The following is a 19,238-nucleotide window of genomic DNA, read 5'->3' as shown; positions in this document are numbered from 1 at the left end:
GTTGATTAGCCGAGTTGAGGTTGATGATATAAGGGAGCCAATGGCTCCCTTTTTTATTTGCTAATCAAAATGGTATTACTTATGGGACTATCGTTGCTGGCACAGACCGCAAAATACCGTAGTACGTTGGCCCAATTTTATCTCAGTTAATAAATTGCCACAGGCGGTACAGGTTTCTCTACCGCGACCATAAACATGTAGCTTTTGGGCAAAATAACCTGGCTTGCCATCGGCATTGGTAAAATCTTTTAAGGTTGTCCCACCTTGCTCAATAGCGTGAGCCAAAATTTGCTTTACTTCATTTACTAGGATCGTTAACCGTTCTAAATCAATACTGCCAGCGGCTGCCTGTGGGTGTATTCCTGCCGCAAAGAGCGCTTCGTTAGCATAAATATTACCCACACCCACCACGATGTGGTTATCCATTAAGCACAGTTTGATCGCTTTTTTCTTAGCGCTTAATGCCGCTTGCAATTGTGTTGGCGTAAAGTGCTGACTCAGTGGTTCTGGGCCGAGTTTTGATAGCAGTGGGTGAGCTTCTTCGGGCAATTCGTACCATAACCATGCACCAAAGCGGCGGGGGTCATTAAAGCGCAACATGCGGCCGTTTTCGAGTACTAAATCAATATGGTCATGTTTTTCGACTGGGGTATTGCGTGGCAAAATACGTAAACTGCCTGACATGCCTAAATGCACTATGGTCATGCCTGCATCGGTATCAATTAATAAGTATTTGGCGCGGCGGCGAACATTATTAATGCGTTGGCCAACAATGTTTTGCGCAACGGCAGGTACAGGCCAACGTAGCGAGGCATTACGCACAATCAATTCACTCACCGTTTGTTCGATAAGGTATGGACTGATCCCTTGTCGGGTCACTTCAACTTCTGGTAATTCGGGCATAATGACTCATTATTTTGATTGAGAAGGAATCGCGAGAATAGGTTGTAACTCGACGCGCAAACTCGGTGGCACTTGATACCAATTCTGTTTGGATGATTGCAACAAGCCTTCATTTGGAAAGTAGCGCCATAGCTGTGCCGTTTGCATATTATCGATAGCAATAGATAATTTTTGCTCTTTAAGGCTATGTTCCGGCGGATCCGTTAATGGAGAGACACTAATATTTTGCCACGACTGTGCCCATTGCTGACAATTGAGCACCTGCGAATGACACTGCCACAGGCCGTCTTGTTGGCTTAACCAAATACCATCAAGTTGTAATTGTTTTAGGTGGAGCTGGGGATCAAATAAAGGCACTGTATCATTGGGAACATTGGCGGTTTTGTCATTGATAAAAGACAACACCGCAATCATAAATATGCTGGCCCCCATGATGATGTAGTTCCAACTTTTACGAGATAGCGCCATACATTACCCTTACTCGATTCATTTTGTTTGTCTCAAAGCGACATGGTGCATGTTTGATGGTTAACCTCAGGTCGGGATATAAACAGTTATTTGTCCCGCTAACATTGTTGCATTGACTTGCAACAGGCTAGCTGTTGACGGATCAATGGGCCTTATTAACAAAAAAAGTCACCAGTTTGATATGAAATAGACCAAATATTATGATTTTGGCTTACTTATCCCATCTCTTAACCTGAGTTGAGGTTAGTTATAATTTGAGTGTATCACTCGCTAAGTAAAAAACAATCGGCTCATCAGTCACTTGGTGTGAATTGAAGCGGCGATTTACGCGTAGGCATTAACCTCTCGGACATAGTACGAAAGAGGTTAAGGTTTTAGCTTAAAATGATGATATTTTTTGGTTTAGCTTGCCCTTACCAGCCTCGCGGTAGCCGTAGTGATGAATACAACGACTATCGCGGTGAGCGTTATCATTTACAGTAAATCAGCAAATGGCTGAATAAACACCGATTCACCCGCAGGTATGGTGGCGGTGTCATCGTCAATGACAATAAGGCAATTGGCACTGACCATTGAACTGAGCATTCCTGAGCCTTGTGCGCCAGTGGTACTGACATGGATTTTGCCATCTGACCCAATAGTATAAATACCGCGTAAAAACTCAGTGCGGCCAGTTTTACTTCGTAATGGATGCTGCGCTATCGCTGGAATAAATTGTGGCTGCCAGTGAGACTCACCTGCCAATTTACGGATAGCAGGTTGCACAAACTGTAAAAAGGCCACCATAACGGCAACGGGATTACCCGGTAAGCCGAAAAACAAGCTTCGATCAATGTTCCCTACTGCGAGTGGGCGGCCTGGACGCATATTAATTCGCCAAAATTGGGTGTTGCCAACATTGGCGAGTGCCGTTTTAATGTAATCGGCATTGCCCACTGACACGCCTCCAGAGCTAATCACCACATCGGCTTGTTCCGCTGCACTGCGCAACGTGGCGGTGAGTATTTGTTCATTATCTTCAATAATACCTAAATCGATAACCTGACAACCGAGCTTTTTAGCCATCGATATTATCGTGTAGCGATTTGAGTCATAGATACAGTTTGGTTTGAGTGCTTGTCCTGGTTGGCTGACTTCATCACCGGTTGAGAATACCGCGACAACCGGACGTTGAAACAGTGGTAATTGGTTAAAGCCAAGCGAGGCCAGTAAACCTAGTTCTGCCGCACTTAAACGTGAGCCTGCCGCTAACGCAACGTCACCTTTAGCGATATCTTCTCCGGCTAAACGAACATGTTGACCTTTTACCACCTGTTCAGATTCAAGGATGGTGATAATACTATCGTGTTCCGAGACCAATTCACGTGCCTGAATCGTATCCGCTCCTTGAGGAACGGTCGCGCCAGTCATAATGCGCACCGCTTCACCGGGGCGCAATATATCAGGGTAATGATGACCCGCGAGCACTTCACCGACAACCTTAAGCGTTGCTGATGTTGCTAGATCGTTCAATGCGAACGCATAACCATCCATTGCTGAATTTGTTTGTTGCGGCACATTCACGCTAGAGATAATGTCATGCGCCAATACTCTATTGTCGATATCAATCAGGTTAAGCGACTCGATGCGTTCAAGCGGCGTGATTTGTGCTAATACTTCAGCAATACCTTGGGATACCGTAAGGCCACTTTGCGCATCAGATGCTGCAGTTTGCAGTGTTTCAGTGAAATCGATTGGTAATTTTACCGCGGTAGGTTGCCATGCCTGTTGGTAATGTTGTACAAAGTCAGCAATTTGCGCAACATTGTTTAAGTCTAAGCGAGTTAAAGAATCATCCACTGTCGTATCATCACAGCACGCGATAGCAACGATATTGTCATCATGAATATGAATCAAAGGTTTATGGTGTGCCGCGCGGTGCAATTCTATTTTAGGCAACGCCAGTTTTTTAAACCCTTCTACCAAGACAATATCGACTTTATCCGCATCAATTTGGCTGAGTAAATGTTGCAATTGTGGATCGTCATCGACAAGATCTTCAGTCATTAACGCCCAGCGCACATGAGAAGCCACTAATACTTGCCTTGCCCCAGCTTTACGCATCTCGAAACTGTCTTTACCGGGAATATCGACATCAAAATTATGGTGTGCATGCTTGATAACCGCTAAACGTATACCGCGTTGATTCAATAACGGAATAAGTTGTTTCAGTAAGGTGGTTTTGCCGGTGCCACTGTATGCACAGAAGCCTAAAACGGGGATCGGCAATGGATTGGTAAATAGTGCTGTCATGAAGTACCTCTACTGAATTACTTGGCAATTTGCTTTGCTAACTGGTGTTTTTGTTCTGGTGTATTGATGTTAACGAATGCATTGGGTTGGTCGGCAAAACTTTCTACTGCCACTTTATGTTGGTTGTACCATAAATCAATTTTGCGCTCTCCCGCATCCAAGAAAGCCTGCATTGATGTCACTAGATGAGGTTTTAATAGTAATACTACGGGTTGTTCATACTCTCCATCACTGGCCACAGCAAGGTCAGCCTGCTGTTGCTCTAAAGCCGTCAACAACCTTGCGGCTAAGTCAGTCGGCAACATAGGACAGTCACAAGGGACAACAAGAAGATAATCGGCTTGAGTCTTTTTTAAGGCGGTGACCATTCCGGCTAGAGGCCCTAAATAACCACTGTCTTGGTCGCTAAAGACGGTGTAGCCCCATTGCTCATATTGAGCTTGGTTTCTATTTGCGTTAATCAGAATTTGGTTAACTTGAGTCGTTAGCTTATCAATAGTATGACAAATCATGGCTTGGCCATTGAGATCCACTAAGCCTTTGTCATTGCCTCCCATACGTCTAGCCATGCCGCCGGCTAAAATCACCGCATCAATTTGAGGTGCCATAATGTAATTCCGTAGTGTGGGTATCATGTAAATCGTCTGATTGGGGTACATGAATACTGGTATGAATAGTGCGTTGTTTTATATGCCAATGTTGTTGGCACAACGCGGTCAGGCCACAGGTTTGATGACTGCTGATTATCAGTCCCGTACCGTCTTGTTTTAATTGATTAATCATTGCGAGGACCAAACGCTGTGAGTGCTTGTCCATATTTGAAATAGGTTCATCAAGCATTAATAGTTTAGGTTGTGCTATCCAAGCTCTTGCAATAGCAAGACGTTGACGCTCTCCACCCGATAGATCACTCGCATCATGATCGAGTAAATCGGTTAATTGAGCCATATGAATGGCTTGTTGGATGCGCTTTTTTCGTTGTTCCGGTGCTAAAGCCCGCTGATCTAAGGCGTAGGTTAAGTTGTATCTTACTGAGCCTTCAAAGAGATAAGGATGTTGATGCAAATAGACCGCTTTACCCAGCATTGATGCCGATCTCCACCATGCTTGAGGAGCAAATCCTTGGCTAGTTATCTGGCCTTGACTTGGTTTAATTAACCCCGCGAGGAGCTTCATTAAGGTTGATTTACCGGAACCATTATCACCTTGCAGATAGATGACATCCCCCTGACTAAAATGCAAATTGTCTGCGCTAAACAATAACTGCTGATTAAATGTTATCAGTAGATTTGTCGCATGAATACTGACCAATGGTGTGTCTGAATGATGAGATAATGTCATCTTAGTGACTCCTTGGGAGGGCCTTGCCTCGCAATGAACCTAAAATGAAGTTTAGCACTAAGGCTAATATTAATAACACCAATCCTAGCGCGATAGCTTGGGCAAAATCACCTTTGCTTGTTTCAAGCGCAATTGCGGTGGGAATATTACGAGTAACATTCATAATATTGCCACCCACCATCATCGAGCAACCCACTTCGGTCAAAATGCGGCTAAACGCAGCAATAATGGCTAACAATAGCGGTCCTCGCAGTTCTCGACACAAGGTCCAAATCGCACGTAACCATGAAGCACCTAATGTGCGAGAGGTTTCCCAAGCTCTACGATCCACACTTGCAAAAGCGGCCTGGGACAATGCGATTAATACCGGAGCACAAATGAGCATTTGGCCTAAAATCATCCCTTTTTGAGTAAATAGCCACTTTAAATCACCCAAAACACCATTACGAGTCAACAATAAATACACGAGCAAACCGATGACCACAGTAGGAATCGACTGCAATGTTTGCACCAGGTTTGTCACGATCCAACGGCCTCTAAAATGGCTAAATGCAAGGATAAAGCCTAGCATCATCGACGGAATAATGGTGATCAACAATGCGGCAAAAGACACCGAAAATGAGATGTTAATAATTGCCCACACATGAGGGTCAAAAGAGAGCAGCAAGCTAAATGCTTGCTGCAATAGGACTAACCAGCCGTCACTCATTTTTTATAAGTTGCCTTAAACAATTGCTCTCCTTGGACTTTATAATTATTAATCAATGTTTGCGTAGCAGGACTGATAAACCAATCGCTTAATGCTCTTGCACCTTTATGATTTAAATCTGGGTATTTTGCTGGATTGATCAACATGATTTGGTAAGGGTTAGCCAATTCTGCGCCGCCTTCAAAGCTAATATTAAGATCGAGTTTAGCTTTATAAGCAATATACGTACCGCGATCTGCTAACGTATAAGCTTGTAATTCATTGGCCATTAATAAGGTTTTACCCATACCTTGGCCAACAGAAGTATAGCCGTTAAATTCAGGTTTAACGCCCGCATTTTTCCAAATGATTAATTCTTTCATGTTAGTGCCAGAGTTATCACCACGGGATACAAATGTACTTGGCTTATGAGCGATTTTGCTGAATGCTTCAGTCACGTTTTTGCTCGACTTTATTGCAGCAGGATCATCTAGCGGTCCTAATACAACGAAATCATTTTCCATGATCCCGCGAGGCTCAATACCGTAACCGTCAGCGACAAATTTTGCTTCGGCCGCAGGGGCATGAGTCATCACTACATCAACATCTCCCTGAGTTGCCAGCTTCAACGCTTTACCCGTACCCGTTGCAATCACCTGCACACTGTAGCCCGATTCAGCTTCAAATTTAGGTAACAAGGCGCCGAGTAATCCTGAGTTTTCAGTACTGGTCGTGGTCGCTAATTTGATCACGTCATTTGCGAGTGCCGTAGGACTGAACATTGCTCCGCTGAGTACTGATGCCGCTAACAGAATACTAGCGCTTGCTTTGAGTTTTAACATTGCCGCTCCTTGATATATTAATAGTCGTGATGTCCATCGTGAATCAATGTACAAAATATTAAGCCATTTTGCTTAATTACCAATGCAATAAGCAAGTTAGATGCCAAGCAGTGTTAATGCAAATAGAGTTCACGCATAAAACTGAAACTGTGAACTTGCTCCCAAGCTTTAATTATTTATGATAGACAAATTGTCCCATGATCACTTTTCTATGGTTCATAGTGACCAAGTCATTTGCATTCAGTGCTACAGTATTGGCAAAGCGCGTCAAAATGTCCAAATAAGAGTCCATTTATGAGTCCCGATGAGCATATGTCCCCAGTAAGCAAGACCACAATGTCAGTACTTATCGTTGATGATGAGCCTGGTATGCGTAGTTTTTTGATGAAAGCCTTGTCAAAGAAGTTTGCGCTGGTTGAAACCGCCTCCACAATAGCCCAAGCAGAAGAGCTACGCAGTCACGGCCATTTCGATTTACTGATTGTTGATATTCGATTGCCCGATCGCTCTGGTATTGAATGGCATGAAGCTCTCAATGATCCCGAGCGCCAATCAGATATTATTTTTATGACCGGTTACGCCGATATGGATGTGGCAATCAAAGCATTACGTGCTGGTGCATCTGACTTTATTATGAAGCCTTTTCACTTAGAGCAAATGATAACCGCCGTCGATCGTTGTATAGAAAAACGCTTGCTTAAGCGCGAAAATTTTATGTTAAGGCGCGAATTGTCGCACGGACAATCATCCACCATTATTGGCAACAGTGAAGCCATTCGCGATGTCAAAGAAGTTATTGAACGTATTGCTCCGACTAACGCCGTAGTATTAATTGAAGGCGAATCTGGCACAGGCAAAGAGCTGGTGGCCAGACAATTGCATCAACTTAGTGGCCGAAGTGGTGCATTTGTCCCGGTAAACTGTGGTGCAATAGCCCCTGAATTATTGGCCAGTGAACTGTTCGGTCATACTGCGGGAGCGTTTACCGGGGCCAAAGGCAATCGTGAAGGGTTATTTAGCTATGCCTCAGGTGGCACGATATTCTTGGATGAAATAGGCGAAATGCCGATGAATATGCAAACTGCCTTACTGAGGGTGCTTGAACAGCGAGCCATCCGTCCTGTGGGAAGTGAAAAAGAAATCGATATTAATGTACGCGTCATTGCCGCCACTAACCGCTTATTGATCGATGAAGTTGAAGCTGGCCGTTTCAGACGTGATCTATTTTATCGCTTGAATGTATTAAATATGGTTATTCCTTCTTTGCGATCAAGGCCAGAAGATGTCGTTGAGCTTACTCACTTTTTTACCCTACAATTATCACAAGAATTAGGGATTAAAGATGTCATATGGAGCCATGAAGATCTACAAGTACTCCAGCAACATGATTGGCCTGGTAACATTCGTGAACTGCGTAATATGATTGAGCGTTGTATTTTATTAGGAAAACCACCTGCTGAATATTGGAAAAAACCTGTGTCCGTTGTGGTTAATGATGCTATGGGTTACCCGCTAAATTGGCCGTTAAAAGAAGTTGAAAAACAACATGTCACCAAAGTGGTTGATAGCCATAATGGTAATAAGTCTGCCGCGGCGCGGGATTTAGGTGTGTCTCGAAAAACCTTAGATCGAAAATTTAAAGATTGGTTTAGTCACGAAAACGAAGGTCTTGAGGAAGAATAAACGTGGTGCATTCTACTGGTATTTTTACACGAGTTTTCGGTCTTAGTTGGCAGCAAATGCAAGCTAAAGTACGTTATCGGATCTTGTTTTTGACATCACTGCCTATTTTATTAACCTTGGTTAGTTTGGTGTTTATTACGATTTATTGGAATGTAATATATACAGGCAAGCAATTGTTCATGAAAGTGAACGCTGACTTGGTTGTGGCCAATAGTACCTTAATGCAAATGCAGGAAAGGCAACAAGAACAATTAGATTCGATAAGTGAATCATGGGATTTTCAACATGCATTTAGGTTACTAAAACACAGTGAGCAACAACCTAATCCCAATGCAATTAGTGCATTAAATATGCTATTAGCACAGCAACAGCAAACATTAGGATTAGATTTCTTACGCTTAATTAGTGTTGCAGATGCCGCCGCCGACCCAGACTTACGTTTGATGTTACACCAAACCGAACAGAAGGTGTTGTCGGGTTTGATGGTCTTGCCTGCCAAACGTCTCCAAAGAATTAATTCAAGTTTAGCAACGCAGGCTCAAATTACGCTGATCCCGACCTCGCATGCCAAGCAACCTAAAAAAAGTATTGAAACACGCGGCTTATTAAGCCGAACCTTATTACCCATAGCTGACCAGTCTGGAAATGTATTTTGGTATTTGGACGGCGGTATGCTGTTTAATCATAATACTATTATCGTCGATCATATCCGTGATTTAGTCTACGCCAAAGGGACCTTACCCGAACGCTCAATTGGTACCGTAACCCTTTTTTTAGATAATATTCGCATTAGCACCAATGTGCCAATGGAGCTGTTTCCGAAAGAAAATCAAAAACCCAATAGAGCGCTAGGAACACTCGTTTCTGATGAGGTATATCAACAAGTATTGATTGAAGGGCAAACGTGGATAAATCGAGCCTTTGTATTTAATGATTGGTATATCTCGGGTTACCTACCTTTACGAGATGTTCGCGGCCAAAGGATTGGGATGGTTTATGCTGGATTTTCTGAATCGCCATTTTTACATAATTATTTACTCAATATTATTGAATTAGGTACCATTTTAGTTCTGGTGTTATTGATCTCAGGTTTTTTAGTGTACCGAGGCGCGAATAGCTTATTGCAACCGATTGAACATATTCATCAAGTTGTTACTGCCGTTCAGTCAGGGCGAAATGTCAGAATTGGTAAATTAGACATAAATGGCGAGAATGAGCTGGCTCATTTAGCGGAGCAATTTGACAGCATGCTTGATCAGTTGCAGCGGCGTAATGCCCAAATTCAAGCTGCTGCAGAGCAACTTGAGATTAAAGTGGAACAGCGTACCCGCAGTTTGCAAGATAAAACCGAGGAACTTGAACGTAATGTCGCATTATTGCATGCGACCAGACAACAACTCGTCACTAACGAAAAACTCACCGCATTAGGAGAACTGATTGCCGGTATTGCCCACGAAATCAACAATCCTACTGCGGTTATCTTGGGCAACATGGAGTTATTAAAAGCTGAGCTTGGTGACAATGCGACTGTGGTAGAAGAAGAAATCGAGTTGGTGATCCAACAAGTGGGTCGGATCACTACGATTATCCGAAGCCTGTTGCAATACAGTCGTCCTGGTGAGTTCAATGCACCTATTACGTTACAACCGGTGACGCAAATAGTTGAAGAAATGCTGTTATTAGCACGCCATTCTATTGAGCAACAAGAAGTGACGCTTATCAAGGAATTCACCGCGACGGGATCGGTTGAAGTCAATCGACCTCAACTATTACAAGTTCTCATTAACTTAATGGTTAATGCTGCTCATGCTATTGAAAATAAAGGCCGGATTTGGCTACGAACATACGACTGGTTGGAAGAGGGCAAACCTATAGGCGTAAAAATTGAAGTGGAAGATGAAGGGATAGGTATTACTAAAGAAGATTTGAGTCGTATCTTTGATCCATTTTATACCACGCGTAAAGATGGTACCGGTTTAGGTCTTTCTCTGAGTTATGGCATTATTAAACGGCTTGGTGGTACGATCGAAGTCAATTCGACGGTAGGAAAAGGGACTATATTTACCATTGGGCTTTATCATAATGCTAAAGATTATCAACAGCTTGGGCCATATGAAGGCTTGCATTTTGGTGATGGATTCAATAGCTAACCTAAAATCAGCCAAAAAAAAGCCGGGTGATTAACCCGGCCACAAAGAGTGTGTGAGCAATGTCGTGCTTGCGAACTCTGAAAACCAATTAAAGGTGATGAAGTCTTTAATGATTAACCGAGTTTTGGAACGCGCATTAATAGTAATCATTCTCATTTGTATTTGCAAGTGCTTATCATGATTAATCTACTCTTTATATTCAATAAACGAAAAAGTTCTCTTTAGCCTATGATTATTAGGGTAATTATTTTATATATCACTTTCATATTGGTAGATATTTAGATGTGCGCTATAGAATGAGAGTCTTTCACGCGGTTATTATGGCCTTAAAGGTTGTTCTCGCTTCAAAGAGAATGTGGACTTTTGTGGTTTACTCTTATCATTAACCTAACTAGCACTAGCTCATTCCTGAGGTGTAGGGCGAATATGAGTGTCAATCGGCTTCAGATAACCTAAGGTATTCTTTGACGGGGAGTCCAGATAACAATCGGCGTCATTGCATCTGTCGCAAGTGTGGTAAACGTTGAATGAGTAAAGCACACCGCCGGCCCAGCTATTGAAGCCGACAGTTGCTTGTACTCATCTCGCCATCATTAAAGAGTCATGATGATTATTTGGATACTTGGATAACAACATTGTCATTATTGGTGGCTGCATTAAGTAAAATCTTGTCTTGCAGTACTTTTAATAACACGCCATATGCCGGTAAAAACAAACCTAGGCTCACTATAAGCTTAAAGACGTAGTCGACAGTGGCAATTTCTGGCCAATGAGTTGCCATAAAGGGATCATTCGAGGCATAAAACGCTATGCTAAAGAACACTAAGGTATCCACTAAATTACCGATTAGCGTCGATGCCGCTGGTGCGACCCACCACGCTTTGGCTTGACGTAATTTAGCAAATACTGTGATGTCCATTAACTGGCCAATTAAGTAAGCCACAAAGCTGGCAAAAGCGATACGAAACACGAAATTATTCCATTCTGCTAAAGCCGAAAATGATTGTAATTGGCCTTGATGAAACAATACTCCCACTAAATACGACACCACGAGTGCCGGTATCATGGCTTTGACGATAATGCCTCTTGCGGCTCGCTGACCAAAAATTCTAACGGTTAAGTCGGTTGCTAAGTATACAAATGGAAAGCTAAACGCACCCCAAGTGGTGTGGTAGCTAAATAGCTGAAATGGCAGTTGAACGAGGTAGTTACTTGCGCAAATAATTAAGATGTGAAAACTGACTAATAACATCAGTGCTCGGCGATATTTCGCCTGGGTTAACGTCAACATATTGTGGCCTTTTTAATTGGGTTAGCGCGGGGTGAGGGAACCCGCTATTAATTTGGTTAACAGTCTTGGCCTGTGCTAACGAGGCTATTTAGCCACCGTTAAACAGATAAGCTAATGTCTGTTATAGAGAATATTATTATTTTAGTTTATTGGCAGTGCTGGCGTTAAATTCACCTGTTAGTCCACCCTTTTCAAGGCAATACATAAGTGTTAGCAGCCACGGGGGCAGGATAATAGCATGGGCTTTGCACAAGCGAAAGATATCGTCGAGGTTAAGTCACCTCAACTCGAGATCATAAGCGCTTACCAACAAGCTCTTTGTTCTGCTAACGATGTGGAATTGACTTGCAACAGACCGGCTAATGACGCAGCTATTAATACCGCTATTAACACTGCTATTAACACCGCTATTAACTGGTGAAGGCGCCTTATTAGCAAAACACATGTCAAATGTGACTTAAAGAGGTGACATATTTTAATGTTAGCTTACTTATCTCATCTATAAACCCAAGTTGCGGTTAATGAGATAAGCATCAGTAAGCTGAGGGATATTAAAAGTCGATCAAAATAGACAGTACAGTGGCTAATTTATTTTCCAGTTCTTGCCATTCCGCCTCAGGATCTGAGCCGGCGACTATGCCTGCTCCGGCAAATAAATTGATCCTTCTAGGCTCGATGAGTGCACTTCTAATCGCAACTGAAAATTCTGATTCATGGTGATTTAAATAGCCACAAGCCCCAGCATACCAGCCTCTAGCATAACCTTCTCTTTGACGAATAAAGTTCAATGCGGCATTGCGTGGTAAGCCGCCGACAGCAGGAGTGGGATGTAACGCGCGCAGTAATTCAAAATCGTTTACCCCAGGCCTTAGCTGTGCCCTGATCGAGCGATGTAAATGTTGAATATGATCCAGTTTAAAAATTTTAGGCTTCTCGTCGGCACCTATATACTGACTTAATGGGGTGAGCGCATCAACGATGTGCTTTCTAACAAGCTGATTTTCATGACTGTTTTTAGAGTCATCTAATAATGCTTGTGCCAGAGAATTATCTTCTTCAGGATTGAGTCCCCGTACTGTGGTACCCGCAAGCGCTTCGGTAAACAATTCTTGTTGGCGACGTAAATACAAGCGTTCTGGTGAACAGGAAATAAACGCGCGCTCAGGGCTAAATTGGAATCCAAATTGAAAACTGTTGGGATTGCGACCTTGCCAGCAAGCCAGTACTGTCCAAGGATCGATATCGTCGTTCACATCAATTTGGGTATGACGAGAGAGTACCACTTTAGGCGTTGAGCGATTAAAATTAGCCTGAGTGACTTGCTCTACTAACTCTTTCCAGCGTTCAAAATTGGGTAAATCACTGCGACCCATTAAGCTCATTTTATTGGGTGGAGATAAAGGCTGTGGTTTTTGTACTCGTTCAATGGCATCGATAGCCGCTTGAATTTCTTGGTCGGGATCAACGCCATCAAAGTTTAGGTTAACGAGGATCTTGAGAGTACGACTATTTCGGCGCAACTCAATACGCGGTAAAATAAAGTGTGCGCGACCAAATTCTGGCCAGCATTCTACTGTGCGGTCAAAAGCCAGGCCGCCATAATAACGAATGTCTTGTTGGCTGGTTTTATTACGCTGTTGTTGATAAATTTTTGCCAGGTCATTATCGTCAACTTGGTCTTTAAAAAAGAAACTTTTACATGATCCAATAGCGGCGATATCTTCGTCTCTATCTCTGCCATGCCAATATATTTTGGGGTATTGGTTTTGTGCTGCTAACCAAGACAATAAAGGCAATGCAGGGGCTTCTACCGAAAGTTGAATTATGGATTCGCGAGCAGGCACTTTACTAAGCTGTTTCAGCTTAGTGATCAGTTCACTGAATTGTGATGAAAAGAAGTGGCCCAAAAAGAAATACCTCACGTATAACAGCAACAGACTATACGGTAATAAAGTGATGAAATAGTGTCAATTAGCAAGGTTAAATCGTGTGATCTTAATTGCTAATATAATATCAATAACCGCCGATAATGACATATTAGTGGCTTATTCCGTTGATAAGATACTCTGGCTTTACTTTATGTAGCGCTTATCTCTTTAGATATATCCTCGCTGACATAAGTGCCCTTTTTATTATTATGTCTATAAAACAATCATCTATTCATTGAGTGATGTGTAAAGGTTTGATAATAAATTATGTGACGAAATGATAATAGTGGCACAAAATGAATAGGCGAATGCAGTAAAATAGTTCAAAATACTAACAGTAGTCAGGTGATCAAGATGCCGTCTTTTTAGTTTTCCCTCCCGGAGTAATTTGCACAATGAATGATTCTGTTGAATCAAGCAATGTCATCAAAATCCCTATCGATAAACTTGCTTTAGGCATGTTTGTTTCGGCGATAGATCATCAGTATAGAAAAGTAGCTATTAGTAACCCCGGACAAATCAAACATCGTGATGCAATTTTAAAACTGAAAAAAAATAGTATTGCGTTTGTGTGGGTGGATATTGAGCGATCATCTGATACCTGCGGGTTAAAAAAATCCAATCGATCGAGTTCAGCTATTCGTCCATTGATGCGTAAAGCGACGGCAACTCGAGATGGTCAGCAAGCGCAGGCTAAAAAGCTACTTGCTGAAGCAAAAGGATTAATTAAAAAGGTGATGTCTGAAACCTTCGGTGGTAAAGCCATCGAAGTGGGTGAATTTGAAGCTGTCGCCGATAAAATGATTGAGTCGGTTATGGGGGATGCAGATGCCTTTAAATGTATTTCTGCTTTGCGCACCAAAGATGCTTACTTATTTGAACATTCTATTAATGTGGCCTTTTTACTGGTGACCTTCGGCAAACACCTTAACCTTGATCGTGAACTGCTCAAGCAAATGGCGGTGGGCGGTATTTTACATGATATTGGCAAAATTAAAGTCGATAACGAAATATTGCACAAGCCTGGTAAGTTAACCCCGGAAGAATTTGAGCACATTAAATTGCATCAATTCTATGCAATTGAAATCATGAATGAAACAAAAGGACTATCACAGGTCAGCAAAGATGTGTGCTTAATGCACCATGAAAAACTCGATGGTCGTGGCTATCCTAATGGTCTTAAGGACGAGCAACTTCCTCAACATGGACGCATGAGTTGTATTGTTGATATTTTTGATGCGTTAACTGCGACTCGCTGTTACAAAGAGGCCATGAGCCCAGCGGCGGCATTTAAAATTATGATCAGCCTGACGCCATTTCATCTTGATCAAAAGCTCGTATATGAGTTTATTCGTTGCGTGGGTATTTATCCTGTTGGTTCATTAGTTCAGTTATCGGATCACCGTATTGGAATTGTATGGGACTCAAAGGGACGTGATGCGTTGCATCCTATCGTGAAGTGTTTTTATTCAATTAAGTATAAGCGCTATACCGACGTGACCATGGTTGACCTATTTAAATCGGAATTACATATTGAGCGAGGTGTATCGCCAAGTATGCTCGATGTTGATCCTAGCCCATTTTACTAATCAATATAAGCCTCACTCAGTTTAAGGGATGGGGTAAATAGGTAAAAGTCAGCATACTCCAACTATGTTATATCAAACGGTGTTAGACACGATTAATGATCGATAATCTGTTGATACATTGGTGCTAACTTAGCAAGTAACCCATGACGTGTGGCTAAAGGGATATGCTGTTGTTTGAGTGCTTCAATTAAAATTCTTCCGAGCTTGCATAGCCATTAATGACTGCCCAAGGAACTATTCACCCCAGCACTACCTTCAATGGTTGTCGCGCCGCCAGTAGCGATTATTTTGCTCGTGTCAGCTTAAGCAGAAGTGGCTATGAGGCTTAATAGCACCGATAACACAATGCATATTAATTGGTACATTAGCGCAGCGTATCCTTACTGGGATGGTGAATATTGGATTGATTAAACTGTTGGAACCACACAATAAAATCATCTGCTTTTAGCGGCTTAGAATACACATAACCTTGAATTATATCGCAATTAAGTTCGCGCAGAATATTGATCCCTTCTACAGATTCAACGCCTTCAGCTACGACGGATAAATTAAGTCCCTTAATCAGTCTAATGCTGGTGTCGACAATCATTAAGTCCGTTGCATCAGTATGAATATCTTTGATAAAACTGCGATCGATTTTTACTTCATTAACGGGGAGTAACTTTAAGTAGGCTAATGAAGAGTGTCCAGTGCCAAAGTCGTCGATGGCAATCGCCAAACCGATATTTCTAAATTGCTGTAGAACGGCAATCACCGTTTGTGCATCTTTCATCACAGCGCCTTCAGTTATCTCTATCGACAGGGCGGTAATGGGTAAGTTATTGCTTATAAGTAACTGTTCAATGTCCAGTGGTAGCTGAGGATTAGTGAGATCGTGGGCTGATAAATTAATCGCCACCGTGAGTGAAATACCTTGTTGCTGCCATAGGGCTAGCTGTTTAATGGTGGTCGTTAGCACCCAGTCGCTGATCATCGAGATATTACCTGAATTTTCGGCTAAGCGAATGAACTCATCAGGCGGGATAAATCCCAATTCAGGGTGATGCCAGCGGATCAGGGTTTCCGCACTATGGCAATGATTGGTCTGAATATCCACTTTAGGTTGAAAAACCAAATGCAGTTGTCCTTGGGTTAATGCAATCGGTAAATCACGGATGATCATTAACTCACGCAGATAGCGTTCATCCTCACCTTGTTGATATGTTGCAATGCCTAGTGATTCAACTCGAGCTTGGTTTAATGCAATTTCGGCATGGCGAATTAAAGTATCAATATCATTACTGTCATAGTCACTGGATAAATCAACAATCCCTACCCGCACATTGACACTTATTTTTGACCCCTGAATCGCAAACGGGTTGGTTAATTGACGTAAATAGTTATCAAGCTTTTCAAGAGGAATACTCGGTTGGAATAGCAACAAAAAAGAGTCGCCATCTAAGCGCGATATTAACTGAGCGTTAGGGGATAAGCTTTCTAAGCGACTGGCAAACAACACCAGCAGATCGTCGGCATTAGCGAACCCAATGATGTTGTTTAAGTGACGAAAGTTTTTAATGTCTATCATGACTAAACTGCCATGCATTTTACTGAGCAGTAGGCTGAGTTGTTGTTTAGCGGCCACGCGATTATATAAACCGGTGAGATTATCGTGCTGTGATTGATAAACTAAATCGTTTTCGCGCGACTCAATATTTTTACGCATTATCGATAAGGTGTTGGCTAACACTTGTAATTCAGCCGGGGCAACTTCAATGGGCCGGGGATCCTCGCCTTGACCGACTTTTCTGGCAAAATTAACTAACGCATAAATAGGTTTAGTTAACCCTCCAGCAAACCAAGCTGCAATCATAAACGCCAATAAACAGGTTATCGCAAACACGATTAGCATGTTATTACGCAGGGCATCGTAATTTTGCTGCCACTTAGCATTTGACAGATGTAACAGCGCTAATTGATGACCGCTATTGTTATCTAACGCAATGGTGGTGGATAGGTAGCCTGATAATATGTCATCACTGACCTCATCAACCGTTTTTGCAAGCTGGCTAATACGCGTTAAAACATCTTGTTGCTGAGCTTCAGGTAGGGTCGAGACGATGTTAATTCTGCCGGCTGACTGGTTGATAAAACTGCTATCAATTCCAGTAATGGCTTTGGCTTGGTCAGCGAGGTTTTTATCCATCGAAAAACCCATGCCAACCCAAGCGATTAATGTCGGCGCTTTGACTGGCTGCAATACAAATTGGTAGCTGCTGTGGTCATAATTAACAATGTCGAAAGTCGTTGAGCGGTTTTTGGTTAATGCAAATAGCTCATCGACATTAAATTTAGTCAGACCTTGCAAGCTTGATGACAGTAATTTTCCCTGCGGCGATAGCAAAATAGCTGCGTCGGCATTAATGCGTCTGCCATGGTTAGATAAAACGGAAGATATTGTGTCTTGCTCACCAGTGGCTACCGCGCGTTTAAAATCAAAATCAGCACTGAGCAGTGACAAACTTTGGTTAAGCTGCTCGCTCCGGTTAGACAGCATATCAACAAAAACATTTGATCCAATCTTAAGATTTTGAGTTTGTTGCTGACGATAATCACGTTGAGTTGCACTTAACACAAACACTGCAGTGGTTAACTGCGTTAGGGTTAAAATAAACAGGAAGGCAATAATTAGTCGGTTGCGAAAACTAGTTGGCATGTTGTCCCGTGGTATCGCTTGGATAATGGTCAGTAACAAAGCCGCTAGGTGGCGACGATGGTTTATCTTGGTGGTCAATATTGATGCGAATTGTTAATTTATGGTCACCATCATTAAGGGTGAGTGAAGTCGGTTGCTGAATGTTAACTTGCCAAGGATGCCAGATATTGACTTGATATTCACCGGTAGGTAAATCAGTTAACTGCATTTGACCCGCTTCATTACTTACCGAGAAATAAGCACTTTTTGAGACGTAAATAAATGCCTGCATATCGTCATGGATATTACAGCCGATGGCAACTAATCCCGCTTTATTAAAGACGATAGCATCCTCGGTAGCACCAACATACAATTTTAGTTCAAATTGTTTAGCGTCAGAAAATGAGCAAACATGTCGTAAATTGGATCCTTTGCATGTATTTGTCTCATTATTAAGAGTGTCGCGTAATGGTTAATAACATGACCAATATGGCATCATAAGCTACAAGGATCGCAAACACGTTATCATCTTCACGGCAAAACACGACAATTTGTTTCACTATGCTGGCTCATCGCTATCAAAAATTATCACTCGAGGTATCCATGAAAGTGTATCTATCCATCAGTTTAGTACTCATATCGTTAATCCTGCTGATCCCGGGGGTGACAGAGCCCATGCTAACGATGACGGGCACTATTGAAAAATCACAGTTAGTCGATACGGGCAAAGATATGTTAACCCAAGATCTAACAGAAGATTCTCGTGCTAATACCCGCGGGATCTTAGATGTCGCTGCGAGTCTGTTTGGGTTGGATACGCTTCAAGGTGAGGTAGAGGTCTTTCGTAATAGCCGCAGTATCATCGATATCATTACGGCACTATATCAATCACATAACTTTGTCGTTGCCATATTAGTCGGGTTATTCAGTATTGTGATCCCTACCATTAAGTTAATCACCATGCTAATTTTACTGCTGCCAGTGGCACCTTCAATAAAACAACGGCTTCGAACAATGATAAGTGTTATCGGCAAGTGGTCTATGGCCGATGTTTTTGTCGTAGCCATTATTGTGGCTTACATGGCAGGTAATGCGTCAGCCGGCATGGGTGACACGCTCAAGACTCAGTCCCAGTTTGAAATCGGTTTCTATTATTTTTTAGGTTACTGTATTTTTTCAATCGCCAGCCAGATGATGATCGATATATCCCAATCTCACAACGTCACCTCAGATGAGTCATGAACGGCTTAATGTGCTCATTATTTGGCGGCAACTGTTTTTGAGAAATATCGTCAAGCTCAAGGTTTTTAGCTCTGTACAGCCAGTATTATTGCCATTAATCCGCGCGAGTAATTAGATTATCCTGTAACCGAGAGCCGTTTGCATAAT

15 protein-coding genes are annotated in these 19,238 nt (G+C 42.4%); 4 read left to right on the top strand and 11 right to left on the bottom strand.

Annotation, left to right across the window (positions count from 1 at the left end; all coding sequences use genetic code 11):
- Positions 1-87: 87 nt before the first annotated feature.
- The 7 genes from mutM to AAEZ00_RS02475 form a co-directional block, all read right to left on the bottom strand.
- The gene (mutM, locus tag AAEZ00_RS02505; RefSeq protein WP_101033338.1) at positions 88-903 is read right to left on the bottom strand and encodes a bifunctional DNA-formamidopyrimidine glycosylase/DNA-(apurinic or apyrimidinic site) lyase; all 816 of its coding nucleotides are present in this window, start codon (positions 901-903) and stop codon (positions 88-90) included.
- A gap of 9 nt (positions 904-912) precedes the next feature.
- Positions 913-1,371 (bottom strand): hypothetical protein, encoded by a 459-nt coding sequence (locus AAEZ00_RS02500; RefSeq protein WP_124012841.1) that lies wholly within the window; start codon positions 1,369-1,371, stop codon positions 913-915.
- Between the two features lie 474 nt (positions 1,372-1,845).
- Positions 1,846-3,663 carry a bifunctional molybdopterin-guanine dinucleotide biosynthesis adaptor protein MobB/molybdopterin molybdotransferase MoeA gene (locus AAEZ00_RS02495; protein WP_124012840.1) on the bottom strand — a complete coding sequence of 606 codons (1,818 nt, stop codon included), beginning with the start codon at positions 3,661-3,663 and terminating at the stop codon, positions 1,846-1,848.
- A 17-nt stretch (positions 3,664-3,680) separates the two neighbouring features.
- Positions 3,681-4,271, bottom strand: a complete 591-nt coding sequence (gene mobA / locus AAEZ00_RS02490; protein ID WP_101033334.1) for a molybdenum cofactor guanylyltransferase MobA — start codon at positions 4,269-4,271, stop codon at positions 3,681-3,683.
- Positions 4,255-5,004, bottom strand: a complete 750-nt coding sequence (locus tag AAEZ00_RS02485; RefSeq protein WP_101033333.1) for an energy-coupling factor ABC transporter ATP-binding protein — start codon at positions 5,002-5,004, stop codon at positions 4,255-4,257. The genes mobA and AAEZ00_RS02485 overlap by 17 nt, the downstream gene beginning before the upstream one ends.
- Position 5,005: 1 nt before the next feature.
- Entirely contained in the window at positions 5,006-5,713 is a 708-nt protein-coding gene (locus tag AAEZ00_RS02480) for an ABC transporter permease (RefSeq protein ID WP_101033332.1), read from the bottom strand.
- Entirely contained in the window at positions 5,710-6,474 is a 765-nt protein-coding gene (locus AAEZ00_RS02475) for an ABC transporter substrate-binding protein (protein WP_233768645.1), read from the bottom strand. The genes AAEZ00_RS02480 and AAEZ00_RS02475 overlap by 4 nt, the downstream gene beginning before the upstream one ends.
- A 354-nt stretch (positions 6,475-6,828) precedes the next feature.
- On the opposite strand from AAEZ00_RS02475, the gene AAEZ00_RS02470 reads away from it, so the two are divergent.
- Together AAEZ00_RS02470 and AAEZ00_RS02465 are read left to right on the top strand one after the other, a co-directional pair.
- Positions 6,829-8,217 carry a sigma-54-dependent transcriptional regulator gene (locus AAEZ00_RS02470; RefSeq protein ID WP_124012838.1) on the top strand — a complete coding sequence of 463 codons (1,389 nt, stop codon included), beginning with the start codon at positions 6,829-6,831 and terminating at the stop codon, positions 8,215-8,217.
- A gap of 56 nt (positions 8,218-8,273) precedes the next feature.
- On the top strand, positions 8,274-10,367 hold the full coding sequence (locus AAEZ00_RS02465; protein WP_124013010.1) for a sensor histidine kinase: 2,094 nt from the start codon (positions 8,274-8,276) through the stop codon (positions 10,365-10,367).
- Positions 10,368-10,977: 610 nt separating this feature from the next.
- On the opposite strand, the gene AAEZ00_RS02460 is transcribed toward AAEZ00_RS02465, so the two are convergent.
- Positions 10,978-11,658, bottom strand: coding sequence for a 7-cyano-7-deazaguanine/7-aminomethyl-7-deazaguanine transporter (locus AAEZ00_RS02460; RefSeq protein ID WP_101033329.1), 681 nt, complete (start codon positions 11,656-11,658; stop codon positions 10,978-10,980).
- A gap of 551 nt (positions 11,659-12,209) precedes the next feature.
- The gene (locus AAEZ00_RS02455) at positions 12,210-13,565 is read right to left on the bottom strand and encodes an isochorismate synthase (RefSeq protein WP_164839418.1); all 1,356 of its coding nucleotides are present in this window, start codon (positions 13,563-13,565) and stop codon (positions 12,210-12,212) included.
- Positions 13,566-13,981: 416 nt separating this feature from the next.
- On the opposite strand from AAEZ00_RS02455, the gene AAEZ00_RS02450 reads away from it, so the two are divergent.
- A complete protein-coding gene (locus AAEZ00_RS02450; protein ID WP_351088281.1) occupies positions 13,982-15,175 on the top strand; it encodes a cyclic di-GMP phosphodiesterase in 1,194 nt (397 codons plus the stop codon).
- Between the two features lie 364 nt (positions 15,176-15,539).
- Here the strand turns inward: AAEZ00_RS02450 and AAEZ00_RS02445 are convergent, their stop codons facing one another.
- Together AAEZ00_RS02445 and AAEZ00_RS02440 are read right to left on the bottom strand one after the other, a co-directional pair.
- A complete protein-coding gene (locus AAEZ00_RS02445; protein ID WP_124012835.1) occupies positions 15,540-17,870 on the bottom strand; it encodes a putative bifunctional diguanylate cyclase/phosphodiesterase in 2,331 nt (776 codons plus the stop codon).
- A complete protein-coding gene (locus AAEZ00_RS02440; RefSeq protein WP_351088279.1) occupies positions 17,860-18,222 on the bottom strand; it encodes a cupredoxin domain-containing protein in 363 nt (120 codons plus the stop codon). The genes AAEZ00_RS02445 and AAEZ00_RS02440 overlap by 11 nt, the downstream gene beginning before the upstream one ends.
- Before the next feature lie 230 nt (positions 18,223-18,452).
- On the opposite strand from AAEZ00_RS02440, the gene AAEZ00_RS02435 reads away from it, so the two are divergent.
- Entirely contained in the window at positions 18,453-19,091 is a 639-nt protein-coding gene (locus AAEZ00_RS02435; protein ID WP_335687047.1) for a paraquat-inducible protein A, read from the top strand.
- Positions 19,092-19,238 lie beyond the last annotated feature (147 nt).

Source organism: Shewanella sp. S1-49-MNA-CIBAN-0167 (assembly GCF_040310145.1).
Lineage (GTDB): Bacteria > Pseudomonadota > Gammaproteobacteria > Enterobacterales > Shewanellaceae > Shewanella > Shewanella psychromarinicola.
This window is presented reverse-complemented; position numbering and strand designations above follow the sequence as displayed.